Origin of the sequence: Yoonia tamlensis, assembly GCF_900115105.1 — a bacterium.
Classification (GTDB): domain Bacteria; phylum Pseudomonadota; class Alphaproteobacteria; order Rhodobacterales; family Rhodobacteraceae; genus Yoonia; species Yoonia tamlensis.
In genome coordinates, this window is the sequence record NZ_FOYP01000003.1 from 68565 (window position 1) to 87472 (window position 18908).

24 protein-coding genes are annotated in these 18908 nt (G+C 58.0%); 17 read left to right on the plus strand and 7 right to left on the minus strand.

Annotation, left to right across the window (positions count from 1 at the left end; genetic code table 11):
• The first annotated feature begins 43 nt into the window (after positions 1-43).
• Both BM320_RS15165 and BM320_RS15170 read left to right on the plus strand, forming a co-directional pair.
• Positions 44-1996 carry an OmpA family protein gene (locus BM320_RS15165; RefSeq protein ID WP_090201654.1) on the plus strand — a complete coding sequence of 651 codons (1953 nt, stop codon included), beginning with the start codon at positions 44-46 and terminating at the stop codon, positions 1994-1996.
• Positions 1989-2321, plus strand: coding sequence for a hypothetical protein (locus tag BM320_RS15170; RefSeq protein WP_090201655.1), 333 nt, complete (start codon positions 1989-1991; stop codon positions 2319-2321). The genes BM320_RS15165 and BM320_RS15170 overlap by 8 nt, the downstream gene beginning before the upstream one ends.
• On the opposite strand, the gene BM320_RS15175 is transcribed toward BM320_RS15170, so the two are convergent.
• On the minus strand, positions 2318-3268 hold the full coding sequence (locus BM320_RS15175) for an L-threonylcarbamoyladenylate synthase (RefSeq protein ID WP_090201656.1): 951 nt from the start codon (positions 3266-3268) through the stop codon (positions 2318-2320). The genes BM320_RS15170 and BM320_RS15175 overlap by 4 nt on opposite strands.
• 114 nt (positions 3269-3382) lie before the next feature.
• Between BM320_RS15175 and BM320_RS15180 the strand changes: the two genes are divergently transcribed.
• Both BM320_RS15180 and BM320_RS15185 read left to right on the plus strand, forming a co-directional pair.
• Positions 3383-5086 carry an acyl-CoA dehydrogenase gene (locus tag BM320_RS15180; protein WP_090201657.1) on the plus strand — a complete coding sequence of 568 codons (1704 nt, stop codon included), beginning with the start codon at positions 3383-3385 and terminating at the stop codon, positions 5084-5086.
• Between the two features lie 79 nt (positions 5087-5165).
• A complete protein-coding gene (locus BM320_RS15185; protein ID WP_090201658.1) occupies positions 5166-6185 on the plus strand; it encodes an MBL fold metallo-hydrolase in 1020 nt (339 codons plus the stop codon).
• Between the two features lie 18 nt (positions 6186-6203).
• On the opposite strand, the gene BM320_RS15190 is transcribed toward BM320_RS15185, so the two are convergent.
• A complete protein-coding gene (locus BM320_RS15190) occupies positions 6204-6449 on the minus strand; it encodes a DUF6356 family protein (protein ID WP_090201659.1) in 246 nt (81 codons plus the stop codon).
• A 105-nt stretch (positions 6450-6554) separates the two neighbouring features.
• On the opposite strand from BM320_RS15190, the gene BM320_RS15195 reads away from it, so the two are divergent.
• Genes BM320_RS15195 through BM320_RS15210 form a run of 4 tightly spaced genes read left to right on the plus strand, consistent with a single transcriptional unit; the run spans position 6555 to position 8313 of the window.
• A complete protein-coding gene (locus BM320_RS15195) occupies positions 6555-7016 on the plus strand; it encodes an Lrp/AsnC family transcriptional regulator (protein WP_090201660.1) in 462 nt (153 codons plus the stop codon).
• 20 nt (positions 7017-7036) lie between these two features.
• Positions 7037-7501 (plus strand): DUF6173 family protein, encoded by a 465-nt coding sequence (locus BM320_RS15200; protein ID WP_090201661.1) that lies wholly within the window; start codon positions 7037-7039, stop codon positions 7499-7501.
• A 55-nt stretch (positions 7502-7556) separates the two neighbouring features.
• Positions 7557-7691 carry an aa3-type cytochrome c oxidase subunit IV gene (locus tag BM320_RS15205; protein WP_090201662.1) on the plus strand — a complete coding sequence of 45 codons (135 nt, stop codon included), beginning with the start codon at positions 7557-7559 and terminating at the stop codon, positions 7689-7691.
• 7 nt (positions 7692-7698) lie between these two features.
• A complete protein-coding gene (locus BM320_RS15210; protein WP_090201663.1) occupies positions 7699-8313 on the plus strand; it encodes a hypothetical protein in 615 nt (204 codons plus the stop codon).
• Here BM320_RS15210 and BM320_RS15215 read toward each other — a convergent pair.
• Together BM320_RS15215 and BM320_RS15220 are read right to left on the minus strand one after the other, a co-directional pair.
• A complete protein-coding gene (locus BM320_RS15215; RefSeq protein WP_090201664.1) occupies positions 8297-8632 on the minus strand; it encodes a branched-chain amino acid transport AzlD family protein in 336 nt (111 codons plus the stop codon). The two genes, BM320_RS15210 and BM320_RS15215, sit on opposite strands and share 17 nt — an antisense overlap.
• Entirely contained in the window at positions 8629-9351 is a 723-nt protein-coding gene (locus tag BM320_RS15220; RefSeq protein ID WP_090201665.1) for an AzlC family ABC transporter permease, read from the minus strand. The genes BM320_RS15215 and BM320_RS15220 overlap by 4 nt, the downstream gene beginning before the upstream one ends.
• A gap of 60 nt (positions 9352-9411) precedes the next feature.
• Here BM320_RS15220 and BM320_RS15225 point away from each other — a divergent pair, with 60 nt between their 5' ends.
• From BM320_RS15225 to BM320_RS15245, 5 genes are all read left to right on the plus strand, one after another.
• A complete protein-coding gene (locus BM320_RS15225; RefSeq protein WP_090201666.1) occupies positions 9412-10281 on the plus strand; it encodes a formate dehydrogenase accessory sulfurtransferase FdhD in 870 nt (289 codons plus the stop codon).
• 70 nt (positions 10282-10351) lie between these two features.
• On the plus strand, positions 10352-10939 hold the full coding sequence (gene mobA, locus BM320_RS15230; RefSeq protein WP_090201667.1) for a molybdenum cofactor guanylyltransferase MobA: 588 nt from the start codon (positions 10352-10354) through the stop codon (positions 10937-10939).
• Entirely contained in the window at positions 10936-11427 is a 492-nt protein-coding gene (gene mobB / locus BM320_RS15235) for a molybdopterin-guanine dinucleotide biosynthesis protein B (protein ID WP_090201668.1), read from the plus strand. The genes mobA and mobB overlap by 4 nt, the downstream gene beginning before the upstream one ends.
• Positions 11424-13508 carry a molybdopterin-binding protein gene (locus tag BM320_RS15240; protein WP_090201669.1) on the plus strand — a complete coding sequence of 695 codons (2085 nt, stop codon included), beginning with the start codon at positions 11424-11426 and terminating at the stop codon, positions 13506-13508. Before mobB ends, BM320_RS15240 begins: the two co-directional genes overlap by 4 nt.
• Positions 13505-14083 (plus strand): GNAT family N-acetyltransferase, encoded by a 579-nt coding sequence (locus BM320_RS15245; protein ID WP_090201670.1) that lies wholly within the window; start codon positions 13505-13507, stop codon positions 14081-14083. Before BM320_RS15240 ends, BM320_RS15245 begins: the two co-directional genes overlap by 4 nt.
• Here BM320_RS15245 and mbfA read toward each other — a convergent pair.
• The gene (mbfA, locus tag BM320_RS15250) at positions 14080-15057 is read right to left on the minus strand and encodes an iron exporter MbfA (protein WP_090201671.1); all 978 of its coding nucleotides are present in this window, start codon (positions 15055-15057) and stop codon (positions 14080-14082) included. The two genes, BM320_RS15245 and mbfA, sit on opposite strands and share 4 nt — an antisense overlap.
• Before the next feature lie 145 nt (positions 15058-15202).
• Between mbfA and BM320_RS15255 the strand changes: the two genes are divergently transcribed.
• Both BM320_RS15255 and BM320_RS15260 read left to right on the plus strand, forming a co-directional pair.
• Positions 15203-15388 (plus strand): hypothetical protein, encoded by a 186-nt coding sequence (locus BM320_RS15255; RefSeq protein WP_090201672.1) that lies wholly within the window; start codon positions 15203-15205, stop codon positions 15386-15388.
• Positions 15389-15463: 75 nt separating this feature from the next.
• On the plus strand, positions 15464-16081 hold the full coding sequence (locus tag BM320_RS15260; protein ID WP_090201673.1) for a TetR/AcrR family transcriptional regulator: 618 nt from the start codon (positions 15464-15466) through the stop codon (positions 16079-16081).
• Here the strand turns inward: BM320_RS15260 and BM320_RS15265 are convergent.
• Together BM320_RS15265 and BM320_RS15270 are read right to left on the minus strand one after the other, a co-directional pair.
• Entirely contained in the window at positions 16078-16830 is a 753-nt protein-coding gene (locus tag BM320_RS15265; RefSeq protein ID WP_090201674.1) for an NYN domain-containing protein, read from the minus strand. The two genes, BM320_RS15260 and BM320_RS15265, sit on opposite strands and share 4 nt — an antisense overlap.
• A gap of 34 nt (positions 16831-16864) precedes the next feature.
• Entirely contained in the window at positions 16865-17977 is a 1113-nt protein-coding gene (locus tag BM320_RS15270) for an S-(hydroxymethyl)glutathione dehydrogenase/class III alcohol dehydrogenase (protein WP_090201816.1), read from the minus strand.
• A gap of 108 nt (positions 17978-18085) precedes the next feature.
• Between BM320_RS15270 and BM320_RS15275 the strand changes: the two genes are divergently transcribed.
• Complete coding sequence (locus tag BM320_RS15275) at positions 18086-18349, plus strand: I78 family peptidase inhibitor (RefSeq protein ID WP_090201675.1); 264 nt, start codon at positions 18086-18088, stop codon at positions 18347-18349.
• 213 nt (positions 18350-18562) lie between these two features.
• Positions 18563-18898, plus strand: a complete 336-nt coding sequence (locus BM320_RS15280; protein WP_090201676.1) for a DUF2794 domain-containing protein — start codon at positions 18563-18565, stop codon at positions 18896-18898.
• Positions 18899-18908: the final 10 nt, after the last annotated feature.

Below are 18908 nucleotides of genomic sequence, written 5' to 3' on the forward strand. Positions count from 1 at the left end.
CGCCTAGGCCTATGCAGGGCGCCAACCAACAAAGCGGACCTACATGCGCCTATCAGCTATATTCATTCGACTGGTTGCCTTTGCCATTGCCGGGCTTGTTTGTTTCGGGGCGGCTCGCACCACTGTTTCCGAAGTCGAACAGCGGTCGGTTGCCGGCGTGCAAAACACGCTCGAAATCCGCGGGTACGAATGGGCGACGGTGCTTGGTGACGGGCTTCAGGTCATTATCGAAGGTCAGGCCCCCACAGAGGCCGAAAGATTCCGCGCAATTTCCGCCGCAGGTGCAATTGTTGATGCGGCGCGGGTGATCGACAATATGTCTGTCGTAGCATCAAGACGCGTTGTTGCGCCTACGTTTGCTATCGAAATCTTGCGTAATGATAGCGGCGTGTCGCTGATCGGGCTGATCCCAGCAACAACGGACCGCGAAACATTGGCCGCGCGCATCCGCAATATTGCGGCAGGCCTGCCCGTTGTGGATTTGCTCGAGGTTGCGGATTACCCCACGCCCGACACATGGCGTCCGGCGCTTAATTACAGTTTGCGTGCCTTGCAGATGCTGCCGCGTTCGAAAATATCTGTGGATGCGGACCGCGTGATTATCAGCGCCATTTCAGACAGCCCCGAAGAAAAGCACCGGCTCGAGGTGGCGCTGTGGCGCAATACCCCGCCAGAGATTGACCTGACTATCAATATCAGTGCGCCGCGACCTGTGATCTCTCCATTTACGGTCCGTTTCGGGATCGACGAAGACGGGCCGATGTTTGACGCTTGCGCCGCAGACACCATCGAAGCGATCGGCCAGATTACCAATGCGGCAAATGCTGCCGGATTTACCGGACAGGCAAACTGCACGCTGGCGCTGGGCGCGCCATCACGGCAATGGGGGCGCGCTGTTGCCTTGTCGGTCAAATCGGTGAGCGATCTTGGCGGCGGTACAGTGACCATTGCCGACACCGATATCACCTTGCTTGCGCCTTTGGGCACCGATCCGCATCTGTTTGACGATATTGTCGGCACGCTTGAAAATAACCTGCCTGCAGGTTTTGCCGTATCCGCAGAATTACCCGTGGCACCAGAGGCGCCCCCCGAAGGGTCACCACGCTTTACCGCAACCCGCAGCCCCGAGGGCCAAGTGCAATTGCGCGGTCGCATACCGGATGATTTGACCAATACGGTCGCCAAAAATTTTGCCAGCGCCATGTTTGGCCAGAACAATATCACTATGGGCACCCGCGTGGTTGACGGGCTTCCGGCGGGATGGTCAATGCGGGTCCTTGCCGGAATCGAAGCCCTGTCAGAACTGTCAAACGGCGTTGTCGTGGTCGAACCGAATATGATTCAGATTCGCGGCAATACAGGCAATGAGGTCGCCAGCGCCGATATTTCGCGGCTATTGATCGAAAAACTGGGGCAAACGGCCGATTTTGATATCGACGTCACCTACGTCAAGCAGCTTGATCCCATCGCAAGCCTGCCGACACCCGAAGAATGTATCGCGCAAATTCAGCTGGTGACCGAAGACCGCAAAATCACATTTGACCCCAGTTCGGCTGATATTTCAGCCGCTGCGGTGCCGCTGATTGACGATATCGCCGATATCCTCAAGAAATGCGGCGATCTGCGCATTCGGGTCGCAGGGTTTACCGATAGTCAGGGGCGCGAAGAAATGAACCAGCAATTGTCACAGCGCCGCGCCGATGCTGTTTTGACAGCGCTGCGCGCGCGAAGGGTGCCTGTGTCGACCTTCGAATCAGTTGGATTTGGCGAAGAAAACCCCATCGCGGACAATGAAACCGAAGAAGGTCGCGAGGCAAACCGCCGGATCGAATTCAGCCTGATCCTGCCCGAACCGATCCCCGAGGTCGAAACCACGCTTGAAGCGATAGCCGAAGAAACCACCCTGCCGCCGACGGATGAAACCGCCGCCCCCGCAGACGACACCCCCGCCACAGAACCTGTCGCACAAGAACAAGAAGGCACACAAAATGAATAGATCAGAGTTCATCATCGCCACAGCGGTGATCTTGTTTGTCGCCTTTTGTCTTGGCTGGTTTGCAAGCTGGCTTGTCAACCGGTTCACCCGCGTCACCAAATCCGAAATCGACGATCTGGACAAAATGGCGCAATCGCTGCACGAGGCCGAAGAAACCCGCGATCAGGCGATCACCTATTTGCAACAGCGCGAGGCAGAAATGACCAATCAGCTGTCGCAAACCGAAGCCGAATTGCGCGCGGCAATGGACGGGCTACGCGAAGCCCGTCGCGAGGCCGAAGAATTGCGCGGGTATATCGAACGCCAGAACAGCGGCGAGAATTAATCGCGCGGGGCTGCGGCCCGTTTCAGCCGGTCATTAATCGCGCGCCCCAGCCCATGGTCGGGGATCGGCGACACCGCGATACGGGTGGCCCCCATCGCGTCAAGCTGGTGCAGATAGTCAAACAAATGCGCTGCGGCTTCGGTCAGATCACCGGACGCGGACAGGTTCAAGCGGGCTGAAACGGCACCAAACCCCAATAGAACCTCACCCTGTTCTACATGCATTGCATTCAGCCGCACCTGCCCTTGGGGCGCATAATGCGATGCCAATTGCCCTGGCGATTGCGGCGTATCCGGATCATCGGGTTGCGCGACAGCACGCCCTAAACAAGCCGTGATTGCCTCAACCGGAATACCGCCGGCACGCAATATCGCAGGGGCGTCAACACAGCTGACGATTGTTGATTCAACCCCCACCGCGCAGGGACCGCCGTCAATCACCGCGTCAATTTTGCCCGCCAACCCCGCGATGACGTGATCTGCTGTTGTCGGGCTAATCCGTCCTGATGGGTTGGCCGAAGGTGCTGCCACTGGTCCGCCGAATTCACTAAGGAAACCTTGGGCCACCGCGTGATCCGGCACCCTGACCGCCAAAGTATCAAGCCCGGCAGTGACCAGTTTGGAAATACCCGCGTCCGCGCGCAGCGGCAGAACAAGCGTCAGCGCCCCTGGCCAGAACGCACCTGCAAGGGCGCGCGCCACATCGTTGAAATCACAATATTCTTCCGCCGCCGCCAAACTGGGCAGATGCACGATCAGCGGGTTGAAACTGGGGCGGCCTTTGGCTGCGTAAATGCCCGCAACAGCCGTGTCATTACGCGCATCTGCGCCCAGCCCGTAAACGGTTTCCGTGCCAAAAGCGACCAGCCCGCCAGCGCGCATGATCGCCGCCGCACTGCGGAACCCGTTGGCGTCCGGCGCAAGTATTTGCAAAGCTGTGTTGGTCATGACGTGGCGTTTCAGTTGCTGGAGGTGGTGGCGCGGTTAGTTTGGACAGGAATGATTGATGCATAGCCTTGGCGCGCCCCTTTGCCAAGCACCGCACAGAACGGAGAACACCCAATGCCCTATCGCGCGCCCACCAGCGATTTTCGTTTCTTGATGGATCACATTGTCGGCTTTGGCGATGTCGCCGCGACAGACCGCTTTGCAGAAAGCACACCCGATATGGTCGACGCCATCCTGACCGAAGCCGCAAAGATGTGCGAAGAAATCATTGCGCCGCTCAACCGCGCGGGCGATCTGCATCCGGCCAAGCTGGAAAACGGTGTGGTGCGCACATCGCCAGGATTTGCCGAAGGCTACCGTGCAATCACCGAAGGCGGCTGGGTTGGCATGTCGGCATCGCCAGATGTGGGGGGCATGGGGCTGCCGATGACTTTGACCACCGCCGTCAACGACATGATGTCCAGTTCCTGCCTGTCGTTACAATTAAATCCGCTGATGTCGCAGGGCCAGATCGAGGCGCTTGAACACCACGCATCGGACGCGATCAAGGAACTCTATATTCCCAAGATGATTTCGGGCGAGTGGTGCGGCACGATGAACCTGACCGAACCCCAAGCAGGGTCCGACGTTGGCGCGCTGCGCAGCAAGGCAGAGCCAAACGGCGACGGGTCATTTTCGATTTCAGGGCAGAAGATCTATATCACTTGGGGCGATAATGATTTCACCCAAAACGTCTGCCACCTTGTTCTGGCGCGCCTGCCCGACGGCGTGCCCGGCACCAAAGGGATCAGCCTATTCATGGTTCCAAAATTCATTCCCGATGCAGATGGCAACCCCGGCAAGCGCAACAGCCTCAAGGTGGTAAGCCTTGAACACAAGCTTGGCCTGCACGGATCGCCCACTGCGGTGATGGAATACGACGGCGCAACCGGCTGGCTGGTCGGCCCCGCACATGGTGGCATGGCCGCGATGTTCACGATGATGAACAACGCGCGGCTTGGCGTTGGTGTCCAAGGGATCGGCATTGCAGAGGCCGCATATCAGGCCGCACTGACCTATGCCCAAGATCGCACCCAAGGCAAAGCTGGCGGATCAGGCGCGATCATCGAACACGCCGATGTGCGCCGGATGCTGGCAACGATGCGGGCCGAAACCTATGCCGCGCGCGCGATTGCGCTGATGAATGCGGTGGCAATTGATATGGCCACGGCCACGAGTGATGCTGGCTGGCAGGCCCGCGCCGCATTCCTGACCCCGATTACCAAGGCATTCGGCACCGATATCGGCATTGAAACCGCCAATACCGGCATTCAGGTCCACGGCGGCATGGGCTTTATCGAAGAGACAGGTGCTGCGCAATTCGCCCGCGATGTCCGCGTCACCGCGATCTATGAAGGCACCAACGGCATTCAAGCGATGGATCTGGTCGCACGCAAACTGATGGACGGCGGCGAGGCCGCGTTCCGCCTGCTTGAAGAAATCGAACAAGGCGCCGAGGCCGCCAAGACAACGCAGCCCGAACTGGCCGAAGCTGTCTGGCAATCCGCCGAATCCCTGCGCGAGGCCACCGAATGGCTGGTTGCGCAAACCGATCTGAACCAGCGCTTTGCCGGCGCGGTGCCATACCTGCGCGCCTTTGCCCGTGTCTTGGGCGGGCATGTGCATCTTGCCTCTGCAATGGCCGGTGATGCGTCGCGCGTGAAACTCGCAACCTTCTACATCAAACGGCTGCTGCCGGAACACATCGGACTGCTGGCACATGTACGCGAAGGCGGCGACGACCTGCTTGCGATTACCGCTGATGATCTTGCGTCCTGAGCAGGCGCCGTATGGGGACAATGACCAAGAACCGCACACGGGCCTTGCCCCTGTACCCTGCCCCGCATAGGCAGGTCCGATGATACGTTACCCGTTTGAAACTCCGCCCGCCAAAGGCACCGCGACCGAAGTTGCCCCCGGCGTGTTATGGATGCGCCTGCCGCTGCCTATGGCGCTGGATCATGTGAATGTCTATGCGCTTGATGATGGGGATGGCTGGACGGTGATTGATACCGGATTTGCCAGCAAGACGACCCGCAAAATCTGGCAGCAATTGCTGGACGGGCCATTGGCTGGCAAACCTGTGACCCGCGTTGTTGTGACCCATCACCACCCTGATCATGTCGGGCTTGCGGGCTGGTTCATGGCCAATGGTGCCAGCCTTGCGATGCCGCGCACCGGATGGCTGATGGCGCGGATGCTGACGCTTGATGTGCAAGACAGGCCGCCCGCCGAAACTTTGGCATTCTACAAACGTGCAGGCATGGACGCGGCCGAATTTGCGCGCCGCAGCGCGGACCGGCCGTTCAATTTTGCCGATTGCGTGACGCCATTGCCGCTTGGCTATGACCGGCTGATAGATGGCGAAACGATCCAAATGGGTGGCCGCACATGGGATATCCGTATGGGCGACGGGCATGCCCCCGAACATGCCACATTCTGGAGCCGCGACGATAATCTTGTCATCGGGGGCGATCAACTGCTGCCGTCGATCAGCGCCAATCTGGGGGTTTATCCAACAGAGCCGGAGGCCGATCCGGTCGCCGACTGGCTGGCATCCTGCGCACGGTTCATGCCACATGCGCGCGATGATCAGCTGGTGCTGGGCGGGCACAAGCTGCCGTTTACGGGGCTGCCACTGCGGCTGAAACAAATGGTTGAAAACCACCATGGCGCGCTGGCACGGTTACTTGCCCATCTGTCAGAACCGCGCACGGCGGGCGCGTGTTTTGCACCGCTTTTCAAACGCGAAATCGGTCAGGCCGAATACGGGCTTGCACTTGTCGAAGCCGTCGCCCATGTGAACCACCTTTTTCACAAGGGTCAGGTCACGCGCAATCTGCGCGAAGATGGCGCTTATATTTTCCAAGCCAAGTAAGGTGGATCTTGATCCACCCTACGCTTTGTGGCGGTTGTCCATGCGCGCTTGCAGGCGTTTCAAAATCCGGCTGGCGGTCGTTTCGCAAAGCGCCGGAACAAACGCATGCACAAGTGCGGCCATCGCCGCAACGCCCAGCCAGAACCCGAAACCCAAGGCAAAGCGCATATGGCCCAGATAGGTTTCATTCACGGATCCTGGATGATCTAGAAACAATGTTGCGAACAGACCGCGGCGCACAGGTGATTGGGAAGTATCAGACATCGTTTACCTTTCGAGTTTGATTTCGGAAATCCTATCCCGTCGGCCATGCGGTTATGTCCCAAATAGACCTGTCTTTTTGCAAATATTCGATATAGGATCCCACGAATGGGGCATAACATAGACGAAATAGACCGCGCTATCCTGCGTACGCTGCAAATTAATGCCGCGCAATCGGTGGACGACATCAGCGTTCAGGTCAATCTTTCGCGCAACGCCTGCTGGCGGCGGATCAAGACGCTCGAGCAGGCAGGCGTGATCAAGGGCCGCGTCACCCTTGTAGATCCGGCCAAAGTTGGCGCGCCGCTGTCGGCGATGGTCCTGATCCGCACAAATGCGCATGACCCCAAATGGATGGCCGCATTTCAGGCGACCCTGCACGCCTTTCCCGAAATTGTGGGTGCCTACCGGATGACGGGGGATCTCGATTACGTCTTGCGGGTGCGCGTGGCCGATGTGCCCGCCTATGACGCCTTTTATAAACGGCTGACTTCACGCATTTCTGTATCGGATATTTCGGCAAGTTTCGTTATGGAGGAAATCAAAGACACAACCGCGGTGCCATTATGACCTCTCAAACGCCTACACAAATGAAAATCGAAACCTCGGCAGAGCTGTTGGAAAACGACATCCTGCCCAAAACCCGCGAAGTGCACACAGACCCCAATGTGCCTTGCCCGTCGACGACAAACCTGCCCAAGGCGCTTGGTGAATCCATCGCCAAGAAAAGCCCGGCACAATGGGCCTACGAGCGGATCATCATGTATATCCAGAACTTTGAAAAACAGCTCGACAACAATCACGAGGTCGGGGTCGGGCTTGCGGGCGGGCTCACCGGAGTGATCCGGATCGAGGGGCTAGGCTATTACGACCCCGATATTGTGACCTATTACGGGGTCAATGACGAAGGTGCCAAGACCCAGCTGATCCAGCATGTCAGCCAGCTGAATGTCACGCTGATCGCCAGCCCCAAACATATCGACCAGCCCGAACCAAACCGGATCGGTTTTCAGCTTGCTGCGGCATTGGAACGCGATACAGACGAGACTGGGTGACAGCCCCGGAATTATCCGCTATGCGGAACACAAACGACCAATAAGGACCAATGACATGTCAGACCATAAACACGGCGAAATGGACATTTCTGTACAAGAAAAGACCTTTAACGGCTTCATCAGCATGGTGACCAAAGGGGCGATTCTCAGCATTTGTATTCTGATCTTTGCGGCGCTGGTTAACGGCTAATTCTGCAATGCACCGTCGTCAGTTTATTATCGGGCTACCGCTGGCCCTTTCTGCTTGCGCAGCACCCGAAGTATGGGCCCCAGATGATCTGGTTTCGCGCGCGATTTACCGCGAACAAGGCGCAACCTATCTGACGCTTTACACGATGAAAAACAACGGCTCCGGCAACGGGGCCCATACGGCGCTTTTGATCAATGCCAGCCAGCGGGTGCTTTTTGATCCGGCGGGATCGTTTGAACAGGCGCAAATGCCCGAACGCAACGACGTGCTGTTCGGCGTAACCCCTGCGCTAGAAGCCTATTACGTCAGCTATCATGCGCGGGTAACGTATCACGTGCTTGGCCAAACCGTTCAGGTCAGCCCCGAAGTCGCGGAAACGGCTTTGCAACTGGCATTGACCAACGGGCCGGTGCCGCAGGCCCATTGCGCACGCGCGACCTCTGCGATGCTGCGCCAGCTTCCCGGATTCGAGGGTTTCAAACACACGTGGGATCCAAACCGGATCTCCGAAGATTTCGCCCGTCTGCCAGGCGCGACTGCCCGCACCTACCGCGAAACCGACGCCGACGATAAATCTATCGCCGCGGCTCAGATTGATGCGGCACTTACAGCTGACCAGTAGCCGCCAGACCGGCATAAAGCGTAACAACGCCCGCAAACACGGCCCAAAGCACATTGCGCGACCATAGGCCGACGCCCACCGTCACAAGCGCGGCAATAATCCGTGCGATATCCGGCTGCCCGCCCGTCGCCGCAGGCCAAAGCACAAGCGGCGCCACCATCCCCGGCAACACCGCCACCGGCGTATAGCGCAGCAAACGCAATACCAACGGCGGCATGGGCCGGTCACCGATCAGGCCCAGAAACGAAAACCGGATCAAAAACGTGCCAGCCCCCAAAAGAGCAATAACGGTCCAAATTTGCGCAGCGCTATAGGTCATGATCCGCGTGTCTCCATCCATGTTTCAACTGTGGCGCCGACCATCATCGCAGCAACCGCGGCAATCAACAGCCCCGTCCCCGACGGCATCCAGAAAAGCAACAGCGCCACGATAATCGACGCCAGCGCCGCGGCCAGATGCGCAAGCGATTTCATCATCGGCGCCACCATGGCAAGAAACATGATCGGCATAATGAAATCGAGTGCCCAAGCATCGGGAATGGCCGTGCCCGCCAGAATGCCAACCAAAGTCATCAGCACCCACAGCGGCGTAATCGGGGTGGCAACGCCCAGAAAATAAACGGCGCGTTCAGGAACCGTCATTTCGGGGCGGGCCTCGTATCGGCCAATTGATGTAATATAGGTCTGGTCAAAATTGAGATAGGAAATCAGCGCCCGCTGCCACAGTGGTGCGGGACCAAGATAGGGCACAAGCGACGCCGAATACATCGCCATGCGCAGATTCACCGCCAACGCGGCCAAAAGCACAAAAGCAATGCCCGCATTTTCCGTAATCATCTGCACCGCCGCAAATTGCGAGGCCCCGGCAATCACCAGAACCGAAAACCCCATCGCCTGCCCAAGCGTCAGCCCGGCATCCGTGGCAATCACGCCAAACAACAACGCAAATGGCGACGCCACAAGGATAAACGGTGTACCATCGCGCACCCCGGCCCAATAGGCAGATCGCGTTGCTGTTTTGACGGTAGAAGTCGCCATCTCTTTCCCCTAGCCTAGTCGTGTTCTGATAGGCTTAGCCCTGCAACCCGGGAATGACAATTGACGCGACCTGCAAATCCAACAGAATACCTGATTGCGCCGCAGGTACATGCGGCCGGATTAACGCGTGCCGTCACCGGAACCGACCAGAACGGGCAGGCCATTAACCTGAGCGTCATCGAAGAACGGCCGCTGACAATATATCTCAACGCCCGCGAAATCGTGACAGCCATGACAATCGGCGATTACCCGCAATATCTGGCGCTCGGGTTCCTGCGCAATCAGGGGATGCTGCACGAAAACGAAACCGTCAACGGCGTCGATTATGACGCGGAACTGGGGGTTGTCGTGGTGCGCACCGACAGCAAAACCGATTACGAAGACAAGCTTGCGAAAAAGACGCGCACAAGCGGTTGCGCGGTCGGCACGGTCTTCGGGGATATGATGGAGGGGCTCGAAAACGTGACCTTGCCCGCTACGCCGGTCAAGACTTCCGATCTCTATGCGCTGGCGGCCAAAATCAACCGCACGCCCTCGCTCTATCTTGCGGCGGGCGCAATCCACGGGACAGTCCTGTGCAAGGGCGACCAGCCGCTCGCCTATATGGAAGACGTCGGGCGTCATAACGCGGTCGACAAAATTGCAGGCTGGATGCTCAGCGAGAAAATAACACCCGATGACAAAACACTTTATACCACGGGGCGGCTCACGTCTGAAATGGTGATCAAAACGGCGCTGATGGGAATTCCGACGCTCGTGTCACGTTCCGGATTTACGGCATGGGGGGTTGAAATTGCCAATCAGGTCGGGCTCACGCTGATCGGACGCATGAAGGGTCAACGATTTCTTTGCCTATGTGGCGAATCGCGCCTTATCCGCGACGCCGAACCGCACAATTTCACCGATACCCCCCGCAAAGGATCGCAATGACCCCCATATCATCTTGCCCGAAATACTCCCGCCGGAGGCGGACGCCCCGCGTCGCAGACGGGGGGCGCATATGATCCAACCTTTGGGCGTGATCCTTGCGGGTGGGCAGGCCAGCCGTATGGGCGGCGGCGATAAGGCGCTTTTGCCGCTTGGGGGCGGGACAATCCTGTCACATGTGATTGACAGGTTTGCACCGCAAACGGCTGGTCTGGCGCTAAACGCGAACGGCGATGCGGCCCGGTTTGCGCCGTTTGGCCTGCCGGTCATCGCGGATAGCATCACAGGCTTTGCCGGCCCGCTTTCGGGCGTTCTGGCGGGGCTGGACTGGGCCGCCAGCCAAGGCGCCAGCCATATCGTCACCGCCGCTGCCGATACGCCATTTTTTCCATGCGATCTGGTGCCGCAACTGATGCTGGCGGCAGAAAACGCAGGCACGGATCTGGCGCTGGCCGCAAGCCCCGGCGGGCGGCAGCCGACCTTTGGCCTCTGGCCCACAGCCCTGCGCGATGATCTGCGCGCCGCGCTCAATGGCGGGTTACGCAAGGTTGTGCTTTGGACAGATGAGCACGGCGCGGCCACCGCAAATTTTCCCGATGACATGGCCTTTTTCAACGTCAACACGCCCGAAGATCTGGCAGGCGCGCAGGCAATGCTATGAAAATCTACGGCGTGGTTGGCTATAAGAACGCGGGCAAAACGGGGCTGATGGAACGGCTCGTGACGGAAATCAGCGGGCGGGGCTTGCGCGTGTCTACTATCAAACATGCGCATCACAGTTTTGACGTCGATCAGCCAGACAAGGACAGCTACCGCCACCGCAAGGCGGGCGCGCAGCAGGTGCTTTTGGCATCAAAATCGCGCTGGGCATTGATGACGGAATTGCGCGTGCAGCCGGAACCACCCTTGGCCGATTTGCTGGCGCAGCTCGCGCCCGTCGATCTTGTCCTGATCGAAGGCTACAAGCGCGGCGATCACCCAAAGGTCGAAGCCTACCGCGCTGCCGCAGGTAACCCGCTGATCGCGCCCGATGATCCGACCGTTCGCGCGGTCGCCGCAGATATGCCCCTGACTATCGACCGGCAGCTTTTTGATCTCGATGATACAAAAGCCATCGCCGATTTCATCCTCACCGAGGTAAGGCTATGAAATTCGACCGCGTTGTCACCGTGGATTGGTCCGGCGGCAATGACCGCGGTGCCACCCCCAAAAAAGACGCGATCTGGGCAGCAATCGGCAGTGGTGGCGCAGCGCAGGACCCCGTCTATCTGCGCAACCGGCAGGTCGCCGAACGCTGGCTGATCGATACATTAACCGACCTGCGCGACCAAGGCCTGCGGGTTCTGGTGACCTTCGATCTGTGCTTTGCCTACCCTGACGGCTTTGCCACGCAGCTGATCGGGTCAGAGGATACGCTCGCGCTTTGGGACTGGTTTGCAGCGCGCGTCGAGGATGCACCGGATGCCAACAACCGCTTTGATCTTGCCGCGCAAATCAATGCGCAATTCCTCGGCACGGGACCGTTTTGGTTCAACGGATTGCAGCGCGATATTGCGGGCCTGCCGCGCAAGGGTAACGCCCGCAAAGACCACGGGTTGCCCGAAAAACGCAGCGCCGATTTGGCGGTCGCGGGCAGCTTTTCACCTTGGCAATTGGCGGGCGCTGGCGCGGTTGGGGGGCAGGTCATCATGGGCCTGCCCACCCTATCGCGGCTGAGGCACCACTTTGGCGCTGACCTTTGTGTCTGGCCGTTTCAACCAGTGGACGCGCAGATCGTCTTGGCGGAAACCTATTTCTCGCAGCTGCCCGACCTGATTGACGCGTCGCGCGATACCATCAAGGACGCGGCGCAGGTTATGCTTTATGCGCGCGCGTTTTCGGCGCTATCCCCTGACAAAATGGCCGCATTGATGGATATCGACGCAACGCCAGAAGGCTGGGTGCTTGGCGCGGGACGCGCGGAAATATTGCGCGCGGCCCTACCCCCGCCATCGCTGCGCAATGATTGTTTTGCCATGCCGCAAGGCGTGCATTGGACACCAGTCGACACAGCGCTTGCGCATTTGCGCAGCCATCTTGGCCCCGTCACACAAACCCAATATCTGCCGATTGCGCAGGCCGCAAACCGGATATTAGCCGCCGACGTGCAAGCTGCGCGCGCGCACCCGCCTGCGCCCAATTCTGCTGTTGACGGCTATGGTTTTGCGGGGCCAATGCCGGAAGGGCCGCAAAACCTGTCGCTTGTTGCGGGGCGGTCGGCGGCGGGGCAACCCTATTCGCATCCGGTGCCCGCAGGCAGCGCGATCCGCATTTTGACGGGGGCCAACCTGCCCCAAGGGGTCGACACCGTGATTTTGCAAGAAGACGTGCAACTTGCCGCAAACAATATCCGGTTCAACGGCCCGCTAAAGCGCGGCGCAAACGCGCGTGATGCGGGCGAAGATATGCGCAAAGGCGATGTGATCCTGACACTGGGGCGCAGAATAACCCCCGCAGATATCGGCACGATGGCCGCCGCCGGCGTGGGGCAGGTGTCTGTGCATAAACGCTTGGCTGTGGGCATTTTATCAACCGGGGATGAATTACGCGACCCGGGCACAACTGCTGATGACGGGCAGATTTTTGACGCCAACCGCCCCATGCTTTGCGCGTTGGTGGCTGGATGGGGCCATGCGGTTGTTGATCTGGGTCGCGCGCCCGATAACCGCGCCAAGCTGCGCAATATTCTTGATGATGCGGCGAAGCGCTGCGATGTGATTATCAGCTCTGGCGGGGCTTCTGCGGGGGATGAGGACCATATGTCGGCGCTGCTGGAAGGCACCGGATCATTTGCGCTTTGGCGGATCGCGATGAAACCGGGGCGGCCTTTGGCGCTCGGGCTTTGGGGGGATCGGCCGGTGATCGGCCTGCCCGGCAATCCCGTCGCGGCAATGGTTTGCGCGCTGGTCTTTGCGCGGCCGGCGCTGCGCCAACTGGCAGGCGGAACATGGGCGCAGACCGAAGGCTATTTGCTGCCTGCAGCATTTGAAAAATCCAAAAAAGCGGGCCGCCGCGAATATCTGCGCGCACGGGTTGATGACGGCAAGGTACATGTGTTCCCTTCCGAAGGATCAGGGCGGGTTTCGGGATTAAGTTGGGCGACAGGGCTTGTCGAATTGGACGATCCCGCGCAAAAGGTCAGCCCGGGCGATTTGGTTCGGTTCATCCCTTTCGGAAACTATGCGCTATGAAAATTACTGTGGGTATCCCCGACGCCAGCCGTGGCGAGGCCGCCGCCCTTTATTGGGAGGCATTCGGCAAAAAACTCGGGTTTACGATGGGGCCAAAATATCGCGCGCTGATCTATATTAACCGGGTGATGCGGTCGGATCACGGAATTTGCGCGCATGATGCCCAAGGGCGGCTTATCGGGGTGGCCGGGTTCAAGACGGCACAAGGCGCGCTTGTCGGCGGCACTTTCACCGATATTCGCAGGGTTTACGGCTGGGTCGGGGCCGCGATCCGGGTTTGGCTGATGGGTGCGCTGGAACGCGGCACGGAAAATGAGCGGTTCTTGATGGACGGGCTGTTTGTCGCGCACGAGGCGCGCGGCAAGGGGGTCGGCACCGCGCTGTTGAATGAAATCAGCGCCGAGGCCAAGCGGCGCGGTTACCGCCAGATACGGCTGGATGTGGTCGATACCAATCCGCGTGCCCGCGCGCTTTATTTGCAAGAAGGGTTCCGCGAACTGGAAACCCATAAAATGGGGCTTTTGCGCTATATCTTTGGGTTCAACGCGGCCACGATCATGGTCCGCGACGTCTAGCCCGACCCAATCAGCGCCCCTGCGGCAAACACCAAGGCACCGCCAAGCACGACCTGAAATGTCGCCCGCCAAAATGGGGTGTTCATATAACGGTTTTGGATCCACGCGATGGCCCAGAGTTCAACAAACACAACGATCAACGCGATGATTGTGGCGGTCCAGAAATCAGGGATCAGATAGGGCATCGCATGGCCCAGCCCGCCAAGCGTTGTCATCACACCCGCCGCGATGCCGCGTTTGATCGGCGAACCGCGCCCCGAAAGCTGCCCGTCGTCCGACGCGGCCTCGGTAAAGCCCATCGAAATGCCCGCGCCCACCGATGCGGCAAGCCCGACCAAAAAAGTGGTCCATGTGTCTTGGGTTGCAAAGGCCACGGCAAAAATCGGGGCCAACGTCGACACCGAGCCATCCATTAGCCCCGCAAGTCCCGGCTGCACCCATGTCAGCACAAACTGGCGGTGGGCGGCGGTTTCTTCGGCGGTTTTTTCGGCGTCACCCAAATGTTCTTCGGTCAGTGTATCGGCGGTACCTGCATGTCCGGCTTCAGCGGCGGCCAGATCACCCAACAGTTTGCGCGTTGCCGCATCACCGGTTTTTGATGCGGCCATCAGGTAGAACCGTTCGGCATCGCGTTCCATCTGCGCGGCTTGATCGCGGATACGTTCAAGCCCCAGATTTTCGACCAGCCAGACTGGGCTGCGCGCGTAAAACCCCGACACATGTTCGCGCCGGATCAGCGGAATCACATCGCCGAACCGTGCCTTGTGCAAGTCAACCAACTGGCGGCGATGCACGTCTTCTTCGGCGGCCATGCCATCAAACACCGCAGCAGAGGCAGGATAATCCGCACGCAGGTGGCTGGCATAGCTGCGGTAGATGCGCGCGTCGTCCTCCTCTGATGAAATCGCAAGCGCGAGTATTTCTTGTTCTGACAAATCCTTAAAACGACGGCGGCTGGCAATTCCGGGGATCATCGCGGGGCTCCAAATTAGAATGATTCTAATTTATTCTTCAAATTCGTGCAGTCAACAGTAAAAACTGAACAGGTCGGTTCAGTTTCTACTTGAAATATAAACTAAACAGTTTAGTTCTATTTTGTATTCAAAATTGGAGACCACAATGTACCGCACAGCCCTTGCCATTATCATTGCCACAACATTTGCCGCGCCTGCCTTTGCGCAATCCTATGCGGTGAACCTGCCCCTGCTGACCTACCCGTCCAAACCCGCAGCACCTGTCGTGGATCAATCCTGCGTTGACCTGATCCGGCTTGATACAGCGGCCTGCCCTGCCCCCGCAAAATAGGGGCAGCGTGACGTCACACTTGCCTGAACTGAACAGGTCAGTTTATGGTAGAGGTCCCCAAGAGGAGCGACCCCCATGCCCGACGGCGCCATTGAACCCAAAAAAGGCCGCAAATTCGATCAAGTGCTTGCAGGTGCGCGATCGGTGTTTTTGGCGGACGGGTTCGAAGGTGCCTCTGTCGATGAAATCGCCAAGGCTGCGGGGGTCTCGAAGGCCACGCTATATAGCTATTTCCCTGACAAACGCTTTCTATTCCTCGAAGTGTGCAAGGCCGAATGCTGCACGCAGGCGGATCGCGCGATCGAAACAATCGACATGAACGCGCCAGTCGCCGAAGTGCTGTATCACGCCGCCCGCGAAATCGGGGATTTCATAACATCCGAATTCGGCATGCGTATTTTTCGGGTTTGCGTCGGTGAAGGTGGCCGGTTTCCCGAACTTGGCCGCCAGTTCTATGAAAGCGGCCCGATGCTGGTACGTGACCGCATGGTCGCGTATTTTGACCTCGCAATAGCGAATGGCGATCTGGTCATCGAAGACCGCGCGCTTGCCGCTGACCAATTCAACGAACTCTGCCGCGCCGACCTGTTCCCGCGTATGATGTTCAGCATTGATGACAGCTTTACAGATGCCGAAAAGCACCGGATCGCCAAAGGCGCGGTGGATGTGTTTTTGGCGCGCTATGGGGTTTAGCGCCTTCGCCGAATCTCGGCATCGCATCCGTCTTGTTTCCGTATTTCAAATGCGCCCGTTTTTGTGACAAGTTCACTTAGCGTTTTATGACCATAGTTGCGTGGATCAAAATCTGGATTGGCACGAACTATTACATTTCCAACATGCCCAAGCTGATACCAAGTGAGTTCTGGATCAATACTTTTCATTGCCTTCAAAACCAATGGCACCGCCTTCGTTTGCGGCATCATATTTGCAGTTCCTGCGGTTCCATTCGAGGTTGGCGAATTTTGTATCGCGCTCGCCGAAGCCTGACTGACACAATCGCCGTCATCGCCTAACGTTTCGAGATAAAGAAACCGGTTGCAAGCGTTTCGGAATGCCTCATTAGTATTTTGATCTCCAATACCATAGACATCCGACCCATCCTCTCTAAGTTTGCTCGCAAGACGAGTAAAATCGCTATCCGAGCTAACAATTACAAACCCATTGAATCGTCCCGTATGGAAAAGTTCCATCGCATCAATCGCCAGCGCCATATCCGACGAGTTTTTCCTAGCCGTATATGCTGGCGTATCCACTGGTTGAATTGCATATTTGCTAAACAATTTACGCCACCCATCAAGGTGTGAGCTTGTGGAGTCGCCATAAATACGGCGCACCGCAGCTTCGCCAAATGAAGCGAGCTCCTCGAAAATGGCGGTTGCATGCTTTGCTGGTACATTGTCGCCATCAATCAACACCGCCAAAAGCGGCTTGTCATTCGCCATAATCAAATCTCGCGCTAAGGTAGTCTTACGAGTGTTAGTATTCAACAACCGCCCTAATTGATTTGCCGGCGTGCATCAACTCAAAGCCTTCATTGATGTCTTCAAGTTTCAATTTATGCGTGATCATCGGGTCGATCTCGATCTTGCCGCTCATGTACCAGTCAACGATTTTAGGCACATCGGTCCGGCCTTTTGCGCCACCAAATGCTGTCCCGCGCCAGCTGCGGCCCGTGACCAGCTGGAACGGGCGTGTTGAAATCTCGGCGCCCGCTGGGGCGACCCCGATGATAATGCTTTCGCCCCAGCCTTTGTGCGCGGCTTCAAGCGCTGTGCGCATCACGCCCACATTGCCAGTGGCATCAAAAGTGTAATCCGCGCCGCCGCCGGTCAGTTCAACCAGATGGGCGACCAGATCGCCGTCAACTTTGGACGGGTTCACAAAATCGGTCATGCCAAAGTGACGGCCCATTTCTTCTTTGCCATCATTCATATCGACACCGACGATCTGATCCGCACCCGCAAGCCGCAGGCCTTGAAGCACGTTCAGGCCAATGCCGCCAAGCCCGAACACAATCGCGCGGCTGCCGATTTCGACCTTGGCCGTGTTAATAACCGCCCCGATTCCCGTGGTCACGCCGCAGCCGATATAGCAAATCTTGTCAAACGGCGCGTCCTTACGCACCTTGGCCAGCGCGATTTCAGGCACAACCGTGTGGTTGGCAAAGGTCGAACAGCCCATGTAGTGATGGATCGGCGTGCCATCCAGCATCGAAAACCGTGTCGATCCGTCGGGCAAAAGCCCAGCGCCTTGGGTGGATCGGATTTTCTGGCACAGGTTCGTTTTCGGGTTCAGACAATATTCGCATTCGCGGCATTCAGGCGTGTAAAGCGGGATCACGTGATCGCCAACTTCCAATGTGGTCACACCTTCGCCGACTTCAATCACAACACCAGCGCCCTCGTGGCCCAGAATTGCGGGAAAAATGCCCTCGGGATCATCACCAGAGCGGGTGAATTCATCCGTATGGCACAGGCCTGTTGCCTTTATTTCAACCAGAACCTCGCCCGCGCGCGGGCCTTCTAGGTTCACTTCCATGACTTCAAGCGGTTGCCCCGCTGCCATTGCCACTGCTGCACGTGTTCGCATTTTCCAACTCCCTTTGCTTGCGACAACGATCTGCGAAAATTGCCGGAACTGCAACGCTGCGATTGTTTCGGCTTGCACGGGCTTGGCCAATTGCCGCATGATCCCGCTATGAAATATGCCCTGCCTTTCCTGATGCTTTGCGCCTGCGCATCCACGCTGCCGGACCTGCCTGCGGTCCAAGACGACACTTGTGGCGCAAACCAACGCGCGCATTTGATTGGGCGGGACGCCACCGCCTTGGAACGGGTTCTGATTTTGGGCATGGTCAGGGTCATACGGCCCGACGATATGGTCACGATGGATTTTCGTGAAGACCGCATAAATTTCAAGATCGACGCGCAGGAAAAAATTGTGGCGATTACCTGCGGCTAACGGTTTCTATCTGGAAATTATTCCCCGGCATCGCGATCGAGGTGGGGGCAATTGGCCGCGACACCGGGGTAGCAATATGCTATGCGAAACGCTTGCACGCGGTTGTGGCCCGAATAGGTAAGACCTGTGCTGGCCCTGCGGCGATATTACGGCGCTAGCAAGGCGCGAATCATCAGGGCTTGATTTTGATCCCTATCGGCGCGACGATTTGTTATGACACCACATAGCCCCGACACATCACTGCAGCCGCCGCAGATCGCATTTCACCGCACAGAACTAAGCGTCATATTGGGGCTGTACGGCCGCATGGTCGCCGCGGGGGAATGGCGCGACTATGGCATTTCCTGCCTGCGTGAAATGGCTGTTTTTTCAGTTTTCAGACGTGCAGCCGAACACCCGTTATACCGGATCGAAAAACACCCAAAGCTGCGCCTGCGGCAGGGCCAATATGCGGTGATCGGCATGGACGGGCAGGTGCTCAAGCGCGGGCATGACCTGCGACAGGTGTTGCGGGTACTGGAACGGAAATTGATCCGTGTGGTCGATTAGATATACCTGA